The 19,184-nt window shown below is 71.2% G+C and carries 22 protein-coding genes; 14 read left to right on the plus strand and 8 right to left on the minus strand.

Annotated features, from left to right (window positions below; genetic code table 11):
• The first annotated feature begins 305 nt into the window (after nucleotides 1-305).
• Nucleotides 306-731 (plus strand): hypothetical protein, encoded by a 426-nt coding sequence (locus ACFVXJ_RS21885; protein WP_389663927.1) that lies wholly within the window; start codon nucleotides 306-308, stop codon nucleotides 729-731.
• A gap of 7 nt (nucleotides 732-738) precedes the next feature.
• Here the strand turns inward: ACFVXJ_RS21885 and ACFVXJ_RS21890 are convergent, their stop codons facing one another.
• The gene (locus ACFVXJ_RS21890; RefSeq protein ID WP_389663883.1) at nucleotides 739-1,410 is read right to left on the minus strand and encodes a FadR/GntR family transcriptional regulator; all 672 of its coding nucleotides are present in this window, start codon (nucleotides 1,408-1,410) and stop codon (nucleotides 739-741) included.
• A gap of 96 nt (nucleotides 1,411-1,506) precedes the next feature.
• Between ACFVXJ_RS21890 and ACFVXJ_RS21895 the strand changes: the two genes are divergently transcribed.
• The 4 genes from ACFVXJ_RS21895 (at nucleotide 1,507) to ACFVXJ_RS21910 (ending at nucleotide 3,922) form a co-directional block, all read left to right on the plus strand.
• On the plus strand, nucleotides 1,507-2,790 hold the full coding sequence (locus ACFVXJ_RS21895) for a CynX/NimT family MFS transporter (protein WP_389663885.1): 1,284 nt from the start codon (nucleotides 1,507-1,509) through the stop codon (nucleotides 2,788-2,790).
• A 5-nt stretch (nucleotides 2,791-2,795) separates the two neighbouring features.
• Nucleotides 2,796-2,915, plus strand: coding sequence for an SGM_5486 family transporter-associated protein (locus tag ACFVXJ_RS21900; RefSeq protein ID WP_389663887.1), 120 nt, complete (start codon nucleotides 2,796-2,798; stop codon nucleotides 2,913-2,915).
• Nucleotides 2,916-3,071: 156 nt separating this feature from the next.
• A complete protein-coding gene (locus ACFVXJ_RS21905) occupies nucleotides 3,072-3,293 on the plus strand; it encodes a hypothetical protein (protein WP_389663889.1) in 222 nt (73 codons plus the stop codon).
• A 107-nt stretch (nucleotides 3,294-3,400) separates the two neighbouring features.
• Complete coding sequence (locus tag ACFVXJ_RS21910; RefSeq protein WP_389663890.1) at nucleotides 3,401-3,922, plus strand: SixA phosphatase family protein; 522 nt, start codon at nucleotides 3,401-3,403, stop codon at nucleotides 3,920-3,922.
• A gap of 98 nt (nucleotides 3,923-4,020) precedes the next feature.
• Here ACFVXJ_RS21910 and serB read toward each other — a convergent pair whose 3' ends face one another.
• Nucleotides 4,021-5,220 (minus strand): phosphoserine phosphatase SerB, encoded by a 1,200-nt coding sequence (gene serB, locus ACFVXJ_RS21915; protein WP_389663892.1) that lies wholly within the window; start codon nucleotides 5,218-5,220, stop codon nucleotides 4,021-4,023.
• Between the two features lie 313 nt (nucleotides 5,221-5,533).
• Between serB and ACFVXJ_RS21920 the strand changes: the two genes are divergently transcribed.
• On the plus strand, nucleotides 5,534-8,038 hold the full coding sequence (locus ACFVXJ_RS21920; protein WP_389663894.1) for an FHA domain-containing protein: 2,505 nt from the start codon (nucleotides 5,534-5,536) through the stop codon (nucleotides 8,036-8,038).
• A gap of 134 nt (nucleotides 8,039-8,172) precedes the next feature.
• On the opposite strand, the gene ACFVXJ_RS21925 is transcribed toward ACFVXJ_RS21920, so the two are convergent.
• Entirely contained in the window at nucleotides 8,173-8,838 is a 666-nt protein-coding gene (locus ACFVXJ_RS21925) for a transglycosylase SLT domain-containing protein (protein WP_389663896.1), read from the minus strand.
• 528 nt (nucleotides 8,839-9,366) lie between these two features.
• On the opposite strand from ACFVXJ_RS21925, the gene ACFVXJ_RS21930 reads away from it, so the two are divergent.
• The 3 genes from ACFVXJ_RS21930 to ACFVXJ_RS21940 all read left to right on the plus strand — a co-directional run bounded on the left by ACFVXJ_RS21930 (nucleotide 9,367) and on the right by ACFVXJ_RS21940 (nucleotide 11,581).
• Complete coding sequence (locus tag ACFVXJ_RS21930) at nucleotides 9,367-10,557, plus strand: GAF domain-containing sensor histidine kinase (RefSeq protein WP_389663897.1); 1,191 nt, start codon at nucleotides 9,367-9,369, stop codon at nucleotides 10,555-10,557.
• Entirely contained in the window at nucleotides 10,550-11,197 is a 648-nt protein-coding gene (locus ACFVXJ_RS21935; RefSeq protein WP_389663899.1) for a response regulator, read from the plus strand. The genes ACFVXJ_RS21930 and ACFVXJ_RS21935 overlap by 8 nt, the downstream gene beginning before the upstream one ends.
• 138 nt (nucleotides 11,198-11,335) lie before the next feature.
• The gene (locus tag ACFVXJ_RS21940) at nucleotides 11,336-11,581 is read left to right on the plus strand and encodes a chaplin (RefSeq protein WP_389663900.1); all 246 of its coding nucleotides are present in this window, start codon (nucleotides 11,336-11,338) and stop codon (nucleotides 11,579-11,581) included.
• Nucleotides 11,582-11,787: 206 nt separating this feature from the next.
• Here the strand turns inward: ACFVXJ_RS21940 and ACFVXJ_RS21945 are convergent, their stop codons facing one another.
• Entirely contained in the window at nucleotides 11,788-12,570 is a 783-nt protein-coding gene (locus ACFVXJ_RS21945; protein WP_389663902.1) for a hypothetical protein, read from the minus strand.
• 134 nt (nucleotides 12,571-12,704) lie between these two features.
• Between ACFVXJ_RS21945 and ACFVXJ_RS21950 the strand changes: the two genes are divergently transcribed.
• From ACFVXJ_RS21950 to ACFVXJ_RS21965, 4 genes are all read left to right on the plus strand, one after another.
• Nucleotides 12,705-13,499, plus strand: coding sequence for an ABC transporter ATP-binding protein (locus ACFVXJ_RS21950; protein WP_329194120.1), 795 nt, complete (start codon nucleotides 12,705-12,707; stop codon nucleotides 13,497-13,499).
• Nucleotides 13,500-13,566: 67 nt separating this feature from the next.
• Entirely contained in the window at nucleotides 13,567-13,998 is a 432-nt protein-coding gene (locus ACFVXJ_RS21955; RefSeq protein ID WP_389663904.1) for an NfeD family protein, read from the plus strand.
• Between the two features lie 84 nt (nucleotides 13,999-14,082).
• Nucleotides 14,083-15,060: an SPFH domain-containing protein gene (locus tag ACFVXJ_RS21960; RefSeq protein WP_329194115.1), complete on the plus strand. Its 978-nt coding sequence runs from the start codon at nucleotides 14,083-14,085 to the stop codon at nucleotides 15,058-15,060.
• 89 nt (nucleotides 15,061-15,149) lie between these two features.
• Entirely contained in the window at nucleotides 15,150-15,920 is a 771-nt protein-coding gene (locus ACFVXJ_RS21965) for a sulfite exporter TauE/SafE family protein (RefSeq protein WP_389663929.1), read from the plus strand.
• A 49-nt stretch (nucleotides 15,921-15,969) separates the two neighbouring features.
• Here the strand turns inward: ACFVXJ_RS21965 and ACFVXJ_RS21970 are convergent, their stop codons facing one another.
• The 3 genes from ACFVXJ_RS21970 to ACFVXJ_RS21980 form a co-directional block, all read right to left on the minus strand.
• Nucleotides 15,970-16,473 (minus strand): HNH endonuclease, encoded by a 504-nt coding sequence (locus ACFVXJ_RS21970; protein WP_361319412.1) that lies wholly within the window; start codon nucleotides 16,471-16,473, stop codon nucleotides 15,970-15,972.
• A gap of 149 nt (nucleotides 16,474-16,622) precedes the next feature.
• Complete coding sequence (locus tag ACFVXJ_RS21975; RefSeq protein ID WP_389663907.1) at nucleotides 16,623-17,156, minus strand: YbhB/YbcL family Raf kinase inhibitor-like protein; 534 nt, start codon at nucleotides 17,154-17,156, stop codon at nucleotides 16,623-16,625.
• Nucleotides 17,157-17,207: 51 nt separating this feature from the next.
• On the minus strand, nucleotides 17,208-17,990 hold the full coding sequence (locus tag ACFVXJ_RS21980; RefSeq protein ID WP_389663908.1) for a sporulation protein: 783 nt from the start codon (nucleotides 17,988-17,990) through the stop codon (nucleotides 17,208-17,210).
• Between the two features lie 132 nt (nucleotides 17,991-18,122).
• On the opposite strand from ACFVXJ_RS21980, the gene ACFVXJ_RS21985 reads away from it, so the two are divergent.
• A complete protein-coding gene (locus ACFVXJ_RS21985) occupies nucleotides 18,123-18,764 on the plus strand; it encodes a DNA-3-methyladenine glycosylase (protein ID WP_389663909.1) in 642 nt (213 codons plus the stop codon).
• 219 nt (nucleotides 18,765-18,983) lie between these two features.
• On the opposite strand, the gene ACFVXJ_RS21990 is transcribed toward ACFVXJ_RS21985, so the two are convergent.
• On the minus strand, nucleotides 18,984-19,184 hold a 201-nt coding region (locus tag ACFVXJ_RS21990), incomplete at its 5' end, for a hypothetical protein (protein WP_389663911.1).

Consider the following 19,184-nt stretch of genomic DNA (forward strand, 5'->3'; position numbering starts at 1 on the left):
CTCGGGTGGGCCCATGGGTTCCGCCCCTGGGGCCCGCCCGGGCGGCCCGGCGCCCCTCCCCGGCCCGTACGGCCCGTCGGGGGGGGGCCCGGCTCCCCGCGGGGGCGGCGCGGCCACCGCCGTTTCGGCCCGTGGGGCGCGGGGTTTCACGGGCTGCGCGCGCGCCGGTCGAGCGGACGTTCGTCGGCCGACCGGATCTTCCCGAGTCGAAAACCGGGACACATGCCTGCAAACTGACCGAGCCGGGATCTTCCCGGGTCCTTCGGGGAGGAGGTACGGGCGTGGGCGCGAGGCCGAGCCGGACGATGTCACTGCTGGTCACCTCGGTGGCCCTGGCCGCCCTCCTGATCCCCGGAGCCGTCGCGATCCCCGGAGCCGCCGCGCAGCCGGCCGGCGGCGAGCCCGCGCCGGGAGTTCCAGCGAAGGGGGACGTCGCCGTCGTGGACCCGGCCGAGATCCCCGCGGAGCCGCCCGCGCAGTCCGCGCCGCCCGCCCGCGAGCTGTTCGGCGCCGACTGCGACACCGTGATCGAGGCGTCACAGGTGACGGCGTACTGCCAGAACAGGTTCCCGCGGACCGACCTGGTGCGGCTGCACGTCGAATGCGACCAGTGGTGGGACATCGACGGTGACGGCGCGGCCGTCGCCGTCGGGCCCGCCGGCCGGGTCGAGCTCGACGGCCGGTGCTGGAAGGAGGTCCGCTCGGCCTGGGTGAGCCACGAGCCCGGCTGACCGACCGCTACCGCTCGCGGCGGCAGGCGAAGGGGTACCCCGCGGCCTCCGACGCGGCAGTCTCCGCGTCCCCGCGCCGGATCGCCTCGACCAACCGGGCGTGGTCCAGGTGCGTCTGCGGACTCAGCTCGGGCCCGACATCCGTCCGCAGCCAGTCGGCCACCAGGTCGCCCAGGTCCGCGTAGAGGCCGACCAGCACCTCGTTGTGCGAGGCCGCCACCACCGCCATGTGCAGGCTGACGTCCGCCGCGACGAACAGCTCCTTGTCCCCGCTGCACCACGCCTCCTCACGCCGGGCCAGCAGCGCGTCCAGCTGGGCGAGGTCCCGTTCGGTGCGCCGCTGCGCCGCCAACCGCGCCGCCGAGGACTCCAGCGTCGAGCGCAGCTCCGCGATGTGCCGGGGGTCGGCCGCGGCGAAGCGCCGGTGCATCACCCCGGCCAGCTCGCTGGTGGCGAGCACGTACGTACCCGAACCCTGGCGGATGTCGAGCAGGCCGTTGTGGGCGAGCGCCCGGACGGCCTCCCGGACCGTGTTGCGGGCGACGCCCAGCAGCTCGACCAGCTCGGGTTCCGTCGGGATGCGCGAGCCCACCGGCCACTCGCCGGAGGTGATCTGGTTCCGGAGCTGGGCGATCACCTGATCGACGAGCGCGGATCGCCGGGGCGAGGTCAGCGGCATGCGGGCGGGGTCCTCTCGGGACGTTCGACGCGTCGTCCGCGGAGGCGACGGTCGGGGACTGGACAACCAATCATCCCATGATTCTATGATGGAGCAATGTCCCAGGATGAGGTCCAGACCGTGAACCGGCCCCAGGGCGCCCGCACGGCGCCCCCGCAGCCGGCCACCGCCCCCGCCACCCCCGAGCCGGCATGGCTCGGGCCGGTGCTCATCGTCGGCATCGTGCTCGCCGCCCTCAACCTGCGGCCCGCCATCACCAGCCTCGGCGCCCTCTTCGAGGAGACCCGTACCGGTCTCGGCATGAGCGGCACCGTCGCCGGACTCGTCACCTCGGTCCCGGCCCTCTGCTTCGCCGTCTTCGGCATCACCGCGCCCCGCCTCTCCCGCCGCTTCGGACCGGCCGCGGTCGTCTGCGCCGGCATGGCCGCCGTCGCAGCGGGCCTGCTGATCCGGCCCTTCGCCCACAACGCCGCCGGGTTCCTCGCGGCCAGCGCCCTGTCCCTGGCCGGCATAGCGCTGACCAACGTGCTGCTCCCGGTGATCATCAAGCGCTGGTTCCCGGACCGGGTCGGTACCATGACCGGCCTCTACTCCATGGCCCTGGCCGCCGGCACCTCCCTCGCCGCCGCCGTGACCGTCCCGCTCACCTCCGCCCTCGGGGGCGACTGGCGCACCGGCCTGCTGGTCTGGGCGGTCCTCGCCCTCGCCGCCGTGCTGCCCTGGCTGCCCATCGCCGCGGCGGCCCGCCGCGCCCGGGACGCCGGCCCCGCGGCGGCCCCCGGCACCGGCCCGCGCGTCGTGCGCAGCCGCACCGCCTGGGCCCTGGCCGGCTACTTCGGCCTCCAGGCCACCGGCGCCTACGTCACCATGGGCTGGCTCGCGCAGATCTTCCGTGACGCCGGGGTCTCCGCCTCCACCGCCGGCGTACTGCTCGCCGCCACCATGTTCATGGGCGTCCCGCTCGCCTTCGTGATCCCCCGCCTCGCCGGCCGGATGCGCCACCAGGGACCCATCGCCGTCGCCCTCGGCCTCTTCGGCTTCCTCGGGTACGCCGGCCTCTGGCTCGCCCCGGCGGCCGGCGCCTGGGCCTGGGCACTCCTGCTCGGCGTCTCCAACTGCGCCTTCCCGCTCGTCATCACCATGATCGGACTGCGCGCCAAGTCACCCGCCGGGGTCGTCAAGCTCTCCGCCTTCGCCCAGAGCACCGGCTACCTGATCTCCATCCCCGGCCCGCTGCTCATCGGCGCGCTGTACCAGCACAGCGGCGGCTGGGACCTGCCGTTGGCGCTCATGGCCGGGCTGCTGGTCCCGCAGATCGGGCTCGGCGTGCTCGCCGGGCGGGACCGCACGATCGAGGGCGAATGCGGCATGGGAGACTGAGCGGCATGTCACCCGTACTCGAACCGAACCCCCAGAACGGACACAAGAAGCTCGGCCTCGTGCTCGGCGCGATGCTCCTCGTGACCGTCGTCATCGCCGTCCTCGCCTCCGTCGTCTCCCCCTGACGACCGCCCTCGGGGGCCCGGGGTAGGGACAACCCCCGTACCCCTAGGGGGTCAGGCTCAGGGTGATCTGGGGTGTGCCCCGGATGGGAGCGGCGGTGTCGAATCCATAGATTCGACACCGCGAGCCAGTCCCACCGCACACCCACGGAGGCGGCCATGTCGGCCCCCACGCACACCCCGTCCGGCCCCCGCCGTCGCACCCGCACCGCCGGTACGGGCGCCGACGCCCGGCTGCACTGGTGGGCGCTGGCGCTGCCCGCGCTCGCCTTCTGCCTCCTGCTGCTGCTCCTCGCGGGATCCGGCGAGGCACACGCCGTGAGCGGCGAAGGCCCCTCCCTCGTCCACGTCACCGCACAGCTCCTGCGCGCGGTCGGCTGACCGGCGCACGCCGGGGCGCACAGGGGGCGCAAGGCGGCGCCGCACCCCGGCCGGGAACCCCTCAACACCCCGCGCCCCATGGCTCGTTTCATGCGAAGCTGGGCTTCATGAGCGCCGACACACCCCGCAGGATCGTCCTCCTCCGGCACGCCAAGGCCGAATGGTCGGACGGCACAGACCACGAACGCCCGCTGGCGGAACGCGGCCGACACGACGCCCCGGCCGCCGGCCGCAAGCTGGCCCAGACCGGCATCGACTTCGACCTGGCCCTCTGCTCGACCGCCGCCCGGACCCGCGAGACCTGGAAGCTCGCCGTCCAGGAGCTCCCGCACCGGCCGAAGACCACGTACGAGGAGCGCCTCTACGACGCCTCGCCGGGCGAGCTCATCGCCCTGCTGAACGAGACCCCCGACGATGTGGCCGACCTGCTGGTCATCGGCCACAACCCGGGGATGCACGCCCTCGCCGACGCCCTGTCCGCGACGGCCCAGGGGGACACGCTCCAGCGGATGAGCCGCACCGGCTTCCCCACCGCGGCCCTCGCCGTGGTCTCCTTCACCGGTACCTGGAAGTCCGTGGAACACGGCGTGGGCACCCTGCTCGACTTCTGGACCCCTGCGGACCACTGACCCACCCGGCCACCGCGACCGCCCTCGACGACCCGCTGACGCCGTGCGCCCGGCCCTCTCCCGCCGGCCGGGCCCGGTGCGGGTGTCGCAGGGGCCCGTCAGGCCAGGTCGGCGGCTTCCACTTCCTCACGCGTGATGCCGAGCAGATACAGCACCGCGTCCAGGAACGGCACGTTCACCGCCGTGTCCGCGGCCTCACGGACCACCGGCTTGGCGTTGAAGGCCACCCCCAGCCCGGCCGCGTTCAGCATGTCCAGGTCGTTGGCGCCGTCACCGATCGCCACGGTCTGGGCCAGCGGTACGCCGGCCTCCGCCGCGAAACGGCGCAGCAGCCGGGCCTTGCCCGCCCGGTCCACGATCTCGCCCGTGACCCGGCCGGTCAGCTTGCCGTCGACGATCTCCAACACGTTCGCCGAGGCGAAGTCCAAGCCGAGCCGCTCCCGCAGGTCGTCCGTGACCTGCGTGAACCCGCCCGAGACCACCCCGACCTGGTAGCCGAGCATCTTGAGCGTCCGGATCAGGGTCCGGGCCCCCGGGGTGAGGCGCACCTCGGAGCGCACCTTGTCCACGACGGAGGCGTCCAACCCCGCCAGCAGCGCGACCCGCGCGTGCAACGACTGCTCGAAGTCGAGCTCACCGCGCATCGCCCGCTCGGTGACCTCGGCGACCTCGGCCTCGCAGCCGGCGTGCGCCGCGAACAGCTCGATGACCTCGTCCTGGATCAGCGTCGAGTCCACGTCCATCACGACCAGGCGCTGCGCCCGGCGGTGCAGTCCCGCCGACACCACCGCCACGTCGACGCCGATCTGTGCGGCGGCGGTCGCCAGCGCGGTCCGAAGCGGCTCGGTCTCCGCACCGGAGACGGCGAATTCCACGGCCGTCACCGGATACTTCGCCAGGCGGAAGATGCGGTCGATGTTGCCGCCCGTACCGGTGATCCGGGCCGCTATGGCCGCCGTCGACTCGGCCGTCAGCGGGTGGCCCAGCACGGTCACGTGCGAGCGACCACTGCCGCGCGGCCGGTTGTCGCCGGTCCCGGAGAGGATCTCGGCCTGCATCTTGAGCGACTCGGCCCAGCTGTGGACGGTGGCCCGCAGCTCGCCTTCGGTGCCGCCGACGGGCATGGTGACGAGGGCGCACAGGACGATGCGGCCACGGGTGACGACCTGCTCGATGTCGACCACGTCGACGGAGTAGGCGGCCAGGGTGTCGAACAGCCCGGCGGTGATCCCGGGACGGTCCTTGCCGAAGATCTTGACGAGGAGGGTGGGGACCTCGGAGGTCTGCGATGCGCTCATGGTCCTCTCACCGTATCTTGGCCACTCCCGGACCAGGACCCCCGTCCCACCCAGCGGTCACAAGCTTCCCCGCACGTTCTCCCGCGCGCCATCCGGACGTGGCGTGGGAGTGTCCCGGCACACCGTCCCGTACGGGGCTCTCCTGGTGGCTTTCGACCGGTCTGCGCCCCTACGTGTACGCCCGGCACGGCCCCGATTCCACATGTGGGCCCGGGCCTGAAATAGTTCCCCCGGATGTTCGCCATCCCTAGACTCCCTGACGTCGGACTCCCTGACGCCAGGGGGATTCTCGGGGGACTTAAGTGGGGCTGGAGTGCCGGAACTCGTACTGGAATTGAATGGCAGGACCTGGACGCTCGATCCGTCCAGGTCGTACTCGCTGGGGCGCGATCCCCAGGGAGACATGGTGATCGATGACGCCCGGGTGTCGTGGCGGCACGCCACCATCGCCTGGAACGGCCGTGGTTGGAGCCTTGAGGACCACGGCAGCACCAACGGCACCTATGTGCACGGGAGTCGGGTCCAAGCGACCGAACTCGTGCCCGGTACGCCGGTCCACCTCGGCAACGCGACCGACGGGCCGCGGCTGAATCCGAGCGCCGCCGTCGCGGCGGCCGCCACGGCGCCCGCGTACCAGGGGCAGGCCCCCGCGTACGAGGCACCGCCCCAGCAGCCGCAGCAGGCCTGGCAGCAGCAGGTCCAGCCGCAGCAGCAGCCGCAGCACTTCCCGCAGCAGCAGGCCCAGCCGCACTTCCCGCAGCAGCAGGGCGGCGGCGCCCAGCCGGCGCAGGCCGCGGCCCCCGGGTACGGCGACCGCAGCCCGACGACGTTCCACCAGATCGACGTCGGCCGCGTCATGCGCATCGGTCGTGCCCTGGAGAACGAGCTCGTCGTCTCGGACCTCCAGGTCTCGCGCCACCACGCGGAGTTCCGCTCCACCGGCGGCCGCTTCGAGATCCACGACCTCGGCAGCCACAACGGCACCTACGTCAACGGCCAGCCGCTGCCCAAGTCCGGCACCGCGCTGCTCGGCCCGAACGACATCGTCGGCGTCGGCCACTCGACGTTCCGGATCGTCGGGGACCGGCTGGAGGAGTTCGTCGACACCGGCGACGTCTCCTTCTCGGCCCGCCACCTCACCGTCACCGTCGACGGCGGCAAGCAGATCCTCAAGGACGTCACCTTCGGCGTCCCGGAGAAGTCGCTCATCGGCGTCATCGGCCCCTCCGGCTCCGGCAAGTCGACCCTGCTCAAGGCGCTCACCGGCTACCGGCCCGCCAACCAGGGCGACGTCCTCTACGACAACCGCAACCTGTACAAGCAGTTCGCGGAACTCCGCCAGCGCATCGGCCTGGTCCCGCAGGACGACATCCTGCACAAGGAACTCAAGGTCAGCACGGCCCTCAAGTACGCGGCCAAGCTCCGCTTCCCCGGCGACACCGCCGAGTCCGAGCGCGCGGCCCGCATCGACGAGGTGCTGCGCGAGCTCAAGCTCGACATCCACAAGGACAAGAAGATCACCTCGCTGTCGGGTGGTCAGCGCAAGCGCGTGTCCGTCGCCCTGGAGCTGCTCACCAAGCCGTCCCTGATCTTCCTCGACGAGCCCACCTCCGGCCTCGACCCGGGCATGGACCGCGACGTCATGCAGCTCCTGCGCGGCCTCGCCGACGACGGCCGCACCGTCCTCGTCGTCACGCACTCGGTGGCCGAGCTGTCCATCTGCGACAAGCTGCTGGTCATGGCCCCGGGCGGTTCGGTCGCCTACTTCGGCCCGCCGGCCGAGGCGCTGAACTTCTTCGGCTACTCCACCTGGGCCGACGTGTTCTCCGCCTTCGAGAACTTCCGCGACTACGACTGGGCCGGCCGCTGGAAGGGCTCGCAGCACTACCAGCTCTACGCCGCCGACATCGACGCGGTGGCGCCCCAGTCGGTCGCGATGCCCTCGCAGCAGCAGATGAACCCGCCGAAGCCGCAGGGCTGGGGATCACAGCTGTGGACGCTGATCCGCCGCTACGTCTCGGTTATCGCCTCGGACAAGGGCTTCCTGGCGCTGATGGTGCTCCTGCCCGCGGTCCTCGGCATCGTCTCCGTCGTGATCCCCGCGAAATTCGGCCTCGCCCCGCCGACGCCGCCGAGCCGCTTCAACGGCGACGCGGGCACGATCATGCTGATCCTCAGCGTCGGCATGTGCTTCTCGGGAGCGGCGAACTCCGTCCGTGAACTGATCAAGGAACGGGTCATCTACGAGCGGGAACGTGCGACGGGCCTGTCCCGGTCGGCGTACCTCATGTCGAAGGTGATCGTCCTCGGCCTCATCACGGCCATCCAGGGCGTGATCATCTGCGCCATCGGCTTCACCCCCCGCAAGCTGCCGGCCGAGGGCTTGTTCATGCCCCCCGCGGTCGAGCTCTGCATCGCGGTCACCTCGCTCGGCTTCACCGCCATGATGTTCGGCCTGGTGATCTCCTCGCTGGTGAAGACCGCCGAGAAGACCATGCCGCTGCTGGTCATGTTCGCGATCGTCCAGGTCGTCTTCACCGGCATCCTCTTCCAGCTCTACGACAAGATCGGCCTGGAGCAGTTCGCCTGGCTGATGCCGTCGCGTTGGGCCGTCGCCGCCGCCGGCACCACCCTGAACCTCGGCAAGCTGATGGCGCCGTGGGATCCGGAGAACCCCACCAACACCGACCCCCTGTGGGACCCGAGCGCCGGCCAGTGGTTCCTGGACATCTTCGTCCTGCTGGCCCTCGGCGTCGCCTGCGGCTTCGCGGTGGCCCGCCTGCTGCGCCGCCACGAGCCCGAGGTCATGCGCAAGTAGCACGACCCGCGCGCGAAGCACCGCGCACGAGCGCGCACGAACGAGAACGCCTCAGGGCGGCACCCGGAACACCGGGGGCCGCCCTGAGGCGCGTGGGGGGCTGCTCAGCCGCCAGGACCAGTTCGGACGGGGTCCTAGTAGGCGCTGTTGACGTTGTCCATCGAGCCGTAGCGGTCGGCCGCGTAGTTGCAGGCGGCGACGATGTTCGCGACCGGGTCGTACAGGTCGAACTTCGTGCCCTTGACGTGGTAGGCGGCGAAGGTCGGCTGGATGACCTGGAGGAGACCCTTGGACGGGATGCCGTTCTGGGCGTTGATGTCCCAGTTGTTGATCGCCCGCGGGTTGCCGCTGGACTCACGCATGATGTTGCGGTGGATGCCGGCGTAGGTGCCCGGGATGCCCTCGCGCTTCATGATGGACAGGGCTTCCTTGATCCAGCCGTCCAGGTTGTTCGCGAAGACCGGGGTGCGCACGGCGGACCGGCTGGCGGCGGCCTTCTGCTCGCGCGCCTTCTTCGCCGCGGCGGCGGCGTCGGCCGCGACCTTGGCCTTCGCGTTCTTGTCGGCGATGGCGAGCTGCGTGCCGAGGTGCGCCTGCACGGTCTTCGTCTGGGCGCCGTCCACGACCTTCGTCCACGCCACGGGGGCGAGGGCGACCGTCGTCCCGCTCTTCTCGGCGGCGTCGGCCGGAACGAGGGAGAAGGCGAGCGCGGCGGCGCCGAAGGTGGCGATGCCGGCGAAGGAGAGCTTCTGGGCCTTGGTCAGACGAAGACTGTGGCCGGGGGTGCTGGTCTCGGACATGCGTGAGCAACCTCTTCGAATAGCGGGGGCCGCAGGAAAGCGCCGCGGGATCCGGGGATCCGCGGCGCTGTGCGACGTCGACATTCTTAGCGGTGGCAAAAAGGCATGGCAAAGGTGTGACGTACGATCCCGCTTAGTGGATCAGGGCCGCCCGCTCACGCCCGGTCCGCGCCGGCGCCGCTAGGCGGAGCAGTGCTGACAGCCCCTTTACGCACGTACTAGGCGGCTTCGTAAGTGACCTGCGTCCTATGCCGGGGCTCACATCGGGCAACCGACGGCCTTACCGTGCGTTGCCGTTGCAATGCGTTCGGTGAACGGTCTCATCCTCGGGTGGCAGGCGAAGGCCCCGTGCCTCCCCCCGCAGACCGAGCCGACCCCCACCCGGCGGTACCACCCTGCGGGCCCCCGTACCCCCGTACCCGACGCGTATGCGCGGACCCGAACGTCTCGCGGACCACCGGGACGAGTCCCCGCGACCTACGCCCGAGGACCGATCCCGCAGGTCAGGGCCGCCGGTACGGTGAGCCCATGCACCCCGACGGACCCTGTACCGGACTGGCCGCCGTCAGTACCGCGCTGCTGGCCATGAGCCGCCGCCTGGAGGTCCACGACGTCCTGCGGACGATCGTCGTCTCCGCGCGCGAACTCCTGGACGCCGAATACGCGGCCCTCGGCGTCCCGGACGACCACGGCGGGTTCGCCCAGTTCGTCGTGGACGGCATCAGCGACGAACAGTGGCGAAGCATCGGCCCACTGCCCCGCCAGCACGGCATCCTCGCCGCGATGCTCCACGACGAGGGCCCCGAGCGGCTCACCGACGTACGCCGGGATCCCCGCTTCGGCGGCTGGCCCGCCGCCCACCCCGACATGTCCGACTTCCTCGGCATGCCCATCCGGGACGGCGAGGAGACCCTCGGCGCCCTCTTCCTCACGAACAAGCGCGGCAAGGGCGGCAAGGTCGACGACAAGGTCGACAAGGGCGAGAAGGACGACGCGCCCGGCGGCCGCGGGTTCACCGACGAGGACGAGGAACTCCTCTCCCTCCTCGCCCAGCACGCCGCGATCGCCCTCACCAACGCCCGCCTCTACGAACGCAGCCGCGAGCTCACCATCGCCGAGGAACGCTCCCGCCTCGCGCACGAGCTGCACGACGCCGTCAGCCAGAAGCTGTTCTCCCTGCGCCTCACCGCCCAGGCCGCCGCCGCCCTGGTGGACCGCGACCCGGCCCGGGCCAAGGACGAACTCCAGCAGGTCGCCGCCCTCGCCGCCGAAGCCGCCGACGAACTGCGCGCCGCCGTCACCGAGCTCCGCCCCGCGGCCCTCGACGAGGACGGGCTCGTCGCGACCCTGCGCGATCACGTCCGCGTCCTGGACCGCGCCCACACCGCACACGTCACCTTCACCTGCGACGGGATACGGGCCCTGCCCGCGAGCCAGGAGGAAGCCCTCCTGCGCGTCGCCCAGGAGGCCCTCCACAACGCCCTGCGGCACTCGGGCGCCGACCGGGTCGAGGTCGCCCTGACCCGGCACGCCGCCGGCGCGCTGCTGGCCGTACGCGACAACGGCCGCGGCTTCTCGCCCCGGGCCGTCCGCACCGCCGGCCGCCACCTCGGCCTCGTCTCCATGCGGGACCGGGCCGGCGGCGTCGGAGGCCGGCTCGAAGTCCGCTCGGAGCCCGGAGCGGGCACCACGATCGAGATGGAGGTCCCCGGTGGCTGACCCACTTATCCGCGTCCTGCTGGTCGACGACCACCAGGTGGTCCGGCGCGGACTGCGCACCTTCCTGGAGGTCCAGGAGGACATCGAGGTCGTCGGCGAGGCCGCGGACGGCGAGGAGGGCATCGCCCGCGCCGAGGAGCTGCGCCCCGACGTGATCCTGATGGACGTCAAGATGCCGGGCACCGACGGTATCGAGGCGCTGCGGCGGCTGCGCGACCTCGCGAACCCGGCGCGGGTCCTGGTCGTCACCAGCTTCACCGAACAGCGGACGGTGGTGCCCGCCCTGCGGGCGGGAGCCGCCGGATACGTCTACAAGGACATCGACCCCGACGCCCTGGCGGGAGCCATCCGCTCCGTCCACGCGGGGCACGTCCTGCTCCAACCGGAGGTCGCGGAGGCCCTGCTCGCCCAGGAGGACCAGCCCTCGTCCTCACCGCGCGCGGGCGCCCTGACCGACCGGGAACGGGAGGTCCTCTCCCTCATCGCGGACGGCCGCGCGAACCGGGAGATCGCCCGCGCGCTCGTCCTGTCCGAGAAGACGGTCAAGACGCACGTCTCGAACATCCTGATGAAACTGGACCTCTCCGACCGCACGCAGGCCGCCCTGTGGGCGGTCAGGCACGGGATCGTCGACGCCTGAGCCCCCGGGGCGGACCGGTGTGAGATTCATACGGTCGGGTGTATGTCGCCCACATGGCGTATCCCGACGGGGGATCGGCCGTTCTCCATGCATGCCGCGGCGGCCGGCCACGGCGGACGTACTGGAGGAAAGAAGAACGTGAAGAACTTCAAGAAGGCCACTGCCATCACCATGATCGCGGGTGGCCTCCTGGCCGCCGGCGCGGGTGTCTCCTCGGCGCACGGCGGTGCGTCGGCGGCGGGCGAGGCCCAGAACTCGCCGGGCGTGGCCTCGGGGAACCTGGTCCAGGCCCCCGTGAACATCCCCCTCAACGTGGTGGGCAACTCGGTCAACGTGATCGGCCTGCTGAACCCCGCCTTCGGCAACACGGGCATCAACGCCTGACCCCTCCGTCCCACCGGCCCCGCTTCCCCTTCTCCCCGGAAGCGGGGCCGTCCCGTCGCACATACAGCCTCGCCGGCGTTTGAGGCGCGGGGTCCGGGGCGGAGCCCCGAAAAGCCCGGCGCAGCCGGGGGCCGCGCAGCGCAACGGCGCCGCACCCGCCCTCCCCCCCCCCCCCGGAGGGACCGGTCCACCCCCGGAGGGAGCGGTCAGCCGCGCTCCCGCTCCTCCACCGCCGCGTTGTACGCCGCGACCAGCGCCCGCCGCGCCACCCGCTCCACCGGCCGCAAGGCCTCGGCCCGCGCCGCCATCTCCGAGGCGGCCACCGCGCCCCCGTGCCCGTTCTCGTACGCCAGCGACACCATCAGATCCACCCGCTGCGCCAGCGCCAGCACCCGGACCGCCCGCGCCGGATACCCCGGCGCCAGCACCTCCTGCCCGGCCTCCGCCCGCGCCCGGTACGCCGACAGCGCCGCCTCCGCCATCGGTCCCGACCCCGCCACGTCCAGCCGGGTCAGCACCACCGTCGCCTCGCGCAGCGCCTCCGCCAGCTCCCGCTCCGCCTCGCCGAGCGACGGCACGTCCGCCGGCGGGGCCTCCCGTACCGGCAGGCAGTGCCAGACCACCTCGACGTGCACGTCCCCGGCCGGTCCCGCCTCCGTCACCTCCGGCACCAGACCCAGCGCCGCCCCCACCGCGACCACCGCCTCCTCGGCCTCCAGCGCCCGCGCGTTGAACTCCGGCGGCCCGCTGAGCCCCAGCGGATGCCCCGGCGCCGGCAGCGCCACCCGCAGCCCGGTCACCCCCAGCGCCCGCATCCGACCCAGCGCCAACGTGAGCCCCACCGGCCCGGACTCCCCGGGCAGCCCCGCCACCCGGTGCACGGCGTCCTCACCCACGATCGACAGCACGGCCTCGTCGGGCGAGACCAGACCGGCCAGCAGCGCGTTCCCCCAGGCGGCCAGCCGCCCTGAACGTGGTTCGTAAAGCATCCCCCCACTTTACGGATCAGCCCGGGGGACCGGCCTGGCGCCCGGACCCCTCCGCCAGTGGCGTAGGTTTTCCCCTGGGGCTGCGCCTACCGGTGCACAGACGAACCGAGACTGCAAGGGGAGACAACACGCTCATGAGCGATGTTCTGGAGCTGGTGGACGTATCCGTGGTCCGCGAGGGCCGGGCGCTGGTGGACCAGGTCTCCTGGTCGGTGAAGGAGGGGGAGCGCTGGGTGATCCTCGGCCCCAACGGCGCCGGGAAGACCACCCTGCTCAATGTCGCCTCCAGCTACCTCTTCCCCACCGCGGGCGGGGCCACCATCCTCGGCAGCACCCTCGGCAAGGTCAACGTCTTCGACCTGCGCCCCCGGATCGGAGTCGCCGGCATCGCGATGGCCGACAAGCTCCCCAAGCGGCAGACCGTCCTGGAGACCGTCCTCACCGCCGCCTACGGCATGACGGCGACCTGGCAGGAGGAGTACGAGGACATCGACGAGCAGCGCGCCCGCGCGTTCCTCGACCGCCTCGGCATGACGGACTACCTCGACCGGAAGTTCGGCACCCTCTCCGAGGGCGAACGCAAGCGCACCCTGATCGCCCGCGCGCTGATGACCGACCCCGAGCTGCTGCTCCTCGACGAGCCCGCCGCCGGTCTCGACCTCGGTGGCCGCGAGGACCTCGTACGGCGCCTGGGCCGGCTCGCCCGCGACCCCCTCGCGCCGTCCATGATCATGGTCACGCACCACGTGGAGGAGATCGCGCCCGGCTTCACGCACGTCCTGATGATCCGCCAGGGCAAGGTCGTCACCGCCGGCCCCATCGACCTGGAGCTGACCTCCCGCAACCTCTCGCTGTGCTTCGGCCTCCCGCTCGTGGTGGAGCGCAACGACAGCGACCGCTGGACCGCCCAGGGCCTCCCGCTCCGCTAGTGCTGTGACCCGGCGGCAGCCGCACGCGCCCTGTCCCGACCGCGCCCGCCAGACCTACCATGACCATGTGACCAACATCGACGCATGGGTGTGGTGGCTCGTCGGCGCGGTCGGACTGGGCATCCCCCTGGTCCTCACGGCGATGCCCGAGTTCGGCATGTTCGCCGTCGGCGCGGCCCTCGCCGCCGTGACGGCCGCGCTCGGCGGGGGAGTGGTGGCCCAGGTCCTGGTGTTCGTGATCGTGTCGATCGCGCTCATCGCCGTCGTCCGTCCCCTCGCCAACCGCCACCGCGACCAGCGCCCCCAACACCGCAGCGGCATCGACGCGTTGAAGGGCCGGAGCGCGGTCGTCCTCGAACGCGTCGACGCCGGCGGCGGCCGCATCAAACTCGCCGGCGAGATCTGGTCCGCGCGCACCCTCGACTCGGACACCAGTTTCGAACCGGGCGAGTCCGTCGACGTCGTCGACATCGACGGAGCGACCGCGGTCGTCATGTGACAACCACCCGACTCGCGGGCCCAGGGTCTGCGAGACTCCGATCAACGGGGCAGCACAGACAGCCGGAAGGGCACGGGGAACCGCATGCAACCGATCATCATCGTCCTGATCATTCTGGTGGTTCTGGTCTTCATCGCACTGGTCAAGACGATCCAGGTGATCCCGCAGGCCAGCGCCGCCATCGTCGAGCGGTTCGGCCGCTACACCCGCACCCTCAACGCGGGGCTGAACATCGTCGTCCCGTTCATCGACTCGATCCGCAACCGGATCGACCTCCGCGAACAGGTCGTCCCCTTCCCGCCGCAGCCCGTCATCACCCAGGACAACCTGGTCGTCAACATCGACACCGTCATCTACTACCAGGTGACCGACGCCCGGGCCGCGACGTACGAGGTCGCCAGTTACATCCAGGCCATCGAGCAGCTCACCGTCACCACCCTGCGCAACATCATCGGCGGCATGGACCTGGAGCGGACCCTCACCTCCCGCGAGGAGATCAACGCCGCCCTGCGCGGCGTCCTGGACGAGGCCACCGGCAAGTGGGGCATCCGCGTCAACCGCGTCGAACTGAAGGCGATCGAGCCGCCGACCTCCATCCAGGACTCGATGGAGAAGCAGATGCGCGCAGACCGCGACAAGCGCGCCGCGATCCTCCAGGCCGAGGGTGTCCGCCAGTCGGAGATCCTGCGCGCCGAAGGCGAGAAGCAGTCCTCCATCCTGCGCGCCGAAGGTGACGCCAAGGCGGCCGCGCTGCGCGCCGAGGGCGAGGCCCAGGCCATCCGTACGGTGTTCGAGTCCATCCACGCCGGCGACGCCGACCAGAAGCTCCTCGCCTACCAGTACCTCCAGATGCTCCCGAAGATCGCCGAGGGCGACGCCAACAAGCTCTGGATCGTGCCGAGCGAGATCGGTGACGCCCTCAAGGGCCTCTCCGGAGCCATGGGCAACTTCGGCCCCATGGGCGGCGGTTCGGGCTTCAACCCGGCCGGTTCCGGCAAGGACGGCGCCAGCGCGGCCGACAAGGCCGCCGCCGACCGCCGCGAACAGCCCCCCATCGACTGACCGCCCGCCGCCTCCTGCATGATCAGTGAGGCCCCCCGACCTTCATGGCGGGGAGGCGACCCACTCATGCGAAGGGGATGGCAATGTCCATGTCCACCTGGGAATCACTCGCGGTCTTCGCCGCAGGTGTCGGAGCCGGCACCATCAACACCATCGTCGGCTCCGGCACCCTCATCACCTTCCCCGTCCTGCTCGCCACGGGACTGCCGCCGGTCACCGCCAACGTGTCCAACACCCTCGGCCTCGTACCCGGATCGATCAGCGGCGCCATCGGCTACCGCAAGGAACTCAAGGGGCAGCGCGCCCGCGTCATGCGCCTCGGCGCCGTCTCCCTCGTCGGTGGACTCGGCGGCGCGATCCTGCTCCTCACCCTGCCGTCGGACTCCTTCAACACGATCGTGCCGGTCCTCATCGGACTGGCCCTCGTCCTCGTCGTCCTCCAGCCGCGCCTCGCCGCCGCCCTGCGCGCCCGCCAGGAAGCCGCGGGCGGCGATACCGGCCACCCCGACGGCGGCCCCGCCCTGCTGACCGGAATGCTGATCTCCAGCGCCTACGGGGGCTACTTCGGCGCCGCCCAAGGCGTGCTCTATCTGGGCCTGATGGGGCTCCTGCTCCACGACGACCTGCAACGGATCAACGCCGTCAAGAACGTCGTCGCCGCGCTCGTCAACGGCATCGCGGCCGTCTTCTTCCTCTTCGTCGCCGATTTCGACTGGACGGCCGTGGTCCTCATCGCCGTCGGCTCCACCCTCGGCGGCCAGATCGGCGCGAAGGTCGGCCGCCGACTGCCCCCGACGGTGCTCCGCGCCGTCATCGTGGCAGTCGGCCTCATCGCCATCGTCCAACTGCTGCTCCGCTGAACCGCGTAGCGAACCTACGCAGCGCGGCGCACCCGCCTACCCGGACCGGCTAGGCGGTTCGGGCCAGCCACTCCGGCAACGCCTCGCGCCCACCCGAACCCAGGGCGAGCAACATCGCGTCCGCCGGCGAGGGAACGAACGGCTTGCGCAGCAACGGCATCCCCGCCTCCTCCGGAGTACGGGCCGCCTTGCGGTGGTTGTCCTCCGCACAGGACGCCACCGTGTTCAGCCAGGTGTCCCCGCCCCCCTGGGCCCGCGGCAGTACGTGGTCCACGGTCGTCGCACGCTTCCCGCAGTACGCGCACCGGTGCTGGTCGCGGGCCAGCACCCCCCGCCGCGACCAGGGAGCATGTCTTCGGAACGGCACCCGGACGTACCGGCAGAGCCTGATCACCCGCGGCATCGGAAGCTCCATGGTGGCCGCCCGGACCCGCAGTTCGGGATGCGACTGTTCGACCACGGCCTTGTCCTGGAGCACCAGCACCACAGCCCGGTTCAACGTCACCGTCGACAGCGGCTCGAAGCTCGCATTCAGCACCAGCGTGTCCCGCATCTCGCCCACCTCCCGTGTGCAGGCCCGCGACCTCCCTGGCGGCAAGGCCCGGAACCACTCTGGCCGCGCGCGCCACGCGGGACAACGCAATAAAAATGCCCGGTCCTGGCCGTCTTTAGACCAGGACCGGGCAAACGCTCGGGAAACGATCAGCCCGCCGGAGCCTCGTACTCACCGATGAACTGCGCACGGCCCAACGTGTGGAACCGCAGATTGAACCCGACGACCGCCGGCGAGACGTCCGAACCGGGCCCGAGCTTCTCCCGGTCCACCGCGTACACGGTGAACACGTACCGGTGCCGCTCCCCGGCCGGCGGCGCGGCCCCGCCGAAGTCCTTCGACCCGTAGTCGTTGCGCACGTGCACGGCCCCGGCCGGCAGCCCCTCGAACTTCCCGCCGCCCGCACCGGCCGGCAACTCCGTCACCGAGGCCGGGATGTCGAAGAGCACCCAGTGCCAGAACCCGCTGCCCGTCGGGGCGTCCGGGTCGAAGCACGTCACCGCGAAACTCTTCGTACCCTCCGGGAACCCCTCCCACCGCAGGTGCGGCGAGCGGTTTCCGGCCGACTGGACCTGCGCCTCCCCCAGCTCCGCGCCGGGCGCCAGGTCATCACTCACCACGGAGAACTCGGGCACATCCGGGTGGAAGTCGTGCGGAAGCGGCGCCCTGCTCTGCTCGGCCACTGCTGAACCTCCTGATCGCTTGCCAGTACCGCCCCCGAGCCTAGACATCCCTCAGAACCAGTTGCGCCGCGAACCCACGGAGGCGATCCACTGGTTCAGATACGCCGCCCAGTCGGTCCCCTCGTACGACTGCAGCCCCACCTGGAAGCAGCGGTAGGTGTCACTGCCCTCGGAGAAGAGACCGGGCTTCTTGTCCATCTCCAGGACGACGTCCATCTCGCGTCCGTCCGAGACGAACGTCAGCTCCACCTGGTTCAGCCCCCGGTACTGCGACGGCGGCAGGAACTCGATCTCCTGGTAGAAGGGCAGCGTCTGCCGCGTCCCCCGGATGTGCCCGCGCTCCATGTCCGCCGAGCGGAACGAGAACCCGAGCCGACGGAACGCGTCCAAGATCGCCTGCTGCGCCGGCACCGGATGCACGTTGATCGGGTCCAGGTCACCCGCGTCCACCGCCCGCGCGATCTCCAGCTCCGTGCTCACCCCGATGTTCATCCCCCGCAGGTGCTGCCCCTCGAAGTGGGTGATCGGCGTCTCCCACGGGATCTCCAGCCCGAACGGCACCACGTGCAGCGCCCCCGGCTGCACCTGGAACGCGCCGCCCAGCCGCTGCTTCGTGAAGACGATGTCCTGCTTGTACTCCTGGTCACCGCCCTCCACCTCCACCCGTGCCTGGAGTCCGACCGACAACCCCTCGATCCGCTGCTCGACCGAACCGCCCTGGATCCGGACCTCGCCCTGGACGATCCCGCCCGGAACGACGTTCGGCTCGGTGATGACGGTGTCCACCGAGGCACCACCGGCACCCAGCGCCGCGAACAGCTTCCTGAACCCCATGCTCTGACTCCCCTTTGAAGCTCTGTGACGTGAGGGCACCGGCAATGACCCCGGCCCTCGGGCGACTACCCCTACAAACGCGGAACCCTAGGCCCCGGTTGCAAGCGCGCGACCTCCAGTACGCTCGACCGGATGAGCGCGCGACCCGACCGTACGCCCCTGCCCCGGTCCTTCTTCGACCGCCCGGTCCTCACCGTGGCCCCCGAACTGCTCGGCCGCACCCTGGTCCGACGCACACCCGAGGGCCCCCTGGAACTACGCATCACGGAAGTGGAGGCGTACGAGGGCGCGGCCGACCCGGGCTCCCACGCCTACCGCGGCCGCACCCCGCGCAACGCGTCGATGTTCGGACCGCCCGGACACGCGTACGTCTACTTCATCTACGGCATGTGGTTCAGCCTGAACCTGGTGTGCGGGCCGCCCGACCACGCGAGCGGTGTCCTCATCCGCGCCGGCGAGATCACCCTGGGCGCGGACCTGGCCCGCAAACGTCGACTTTCCGCCAGAAACGACAGGGAACTCGCCAAAGGCCCGGCCCGTCTGGCCACGGCCCTGGACATCGACCGGTCCCTGGACGGCACCGACCTCTGCGACGGACCCGACTCCCCACTGTCCTTGCTCGCCGGTACGCCCACCACGCCCGACCTGGTGAGCAGTGGCCCCCGCACGGGAGTGGGCGGAGCGGGTGCGGACCATCCGTACCGCTTCTGGATCACCCACGACCCGACGGTCAGCCCGTATCGGGCCCACGCGCCACGCCGCCGCTCAACTTGACTCGCCCCGGGCGGACGCCTAACGTAGCCCGAGCCGCTTGAACGGGCACTGCGTTCGCAGACTCCCGGAGCGGCGAAACCCACTACCTACGACTTGCCCCTGGCGGGGACGATTTCGGCATGCCCGAATTCGAATCCGGCGGCCCGATTATGAGCCCCAAGGGAAAAGCGCTAACGTGGTGGAGCGCCGAAAGGCACAGGCCCCCAACGGCCACCGAATTCAAATCCCCGCAGACTGCGACTTTCGAGAAGCAGGGCGCGGAAATGATCTGGTAGAGTTGGAAACGAAGGAAGCGCCCGGAGGAAAACCCGCGAGGGTGAGTACAAAGGAAGCGTCCGTTCCTTGAGAACTCAACAGCGTGCCAAAAATCAACGCCAGAAGTTGATACCCCGTCCACTTCGGTGGATGAGGTTCCTTTGA

It is taken from the genome of Streptomyces sp. NPDC058279 (genome assembly GCF_042881255.1).
GTDB lineage: Bacteria > Actinomycetota > Actinomycetes > Streptomycetales > Streptomycetaceae > Streptomyces.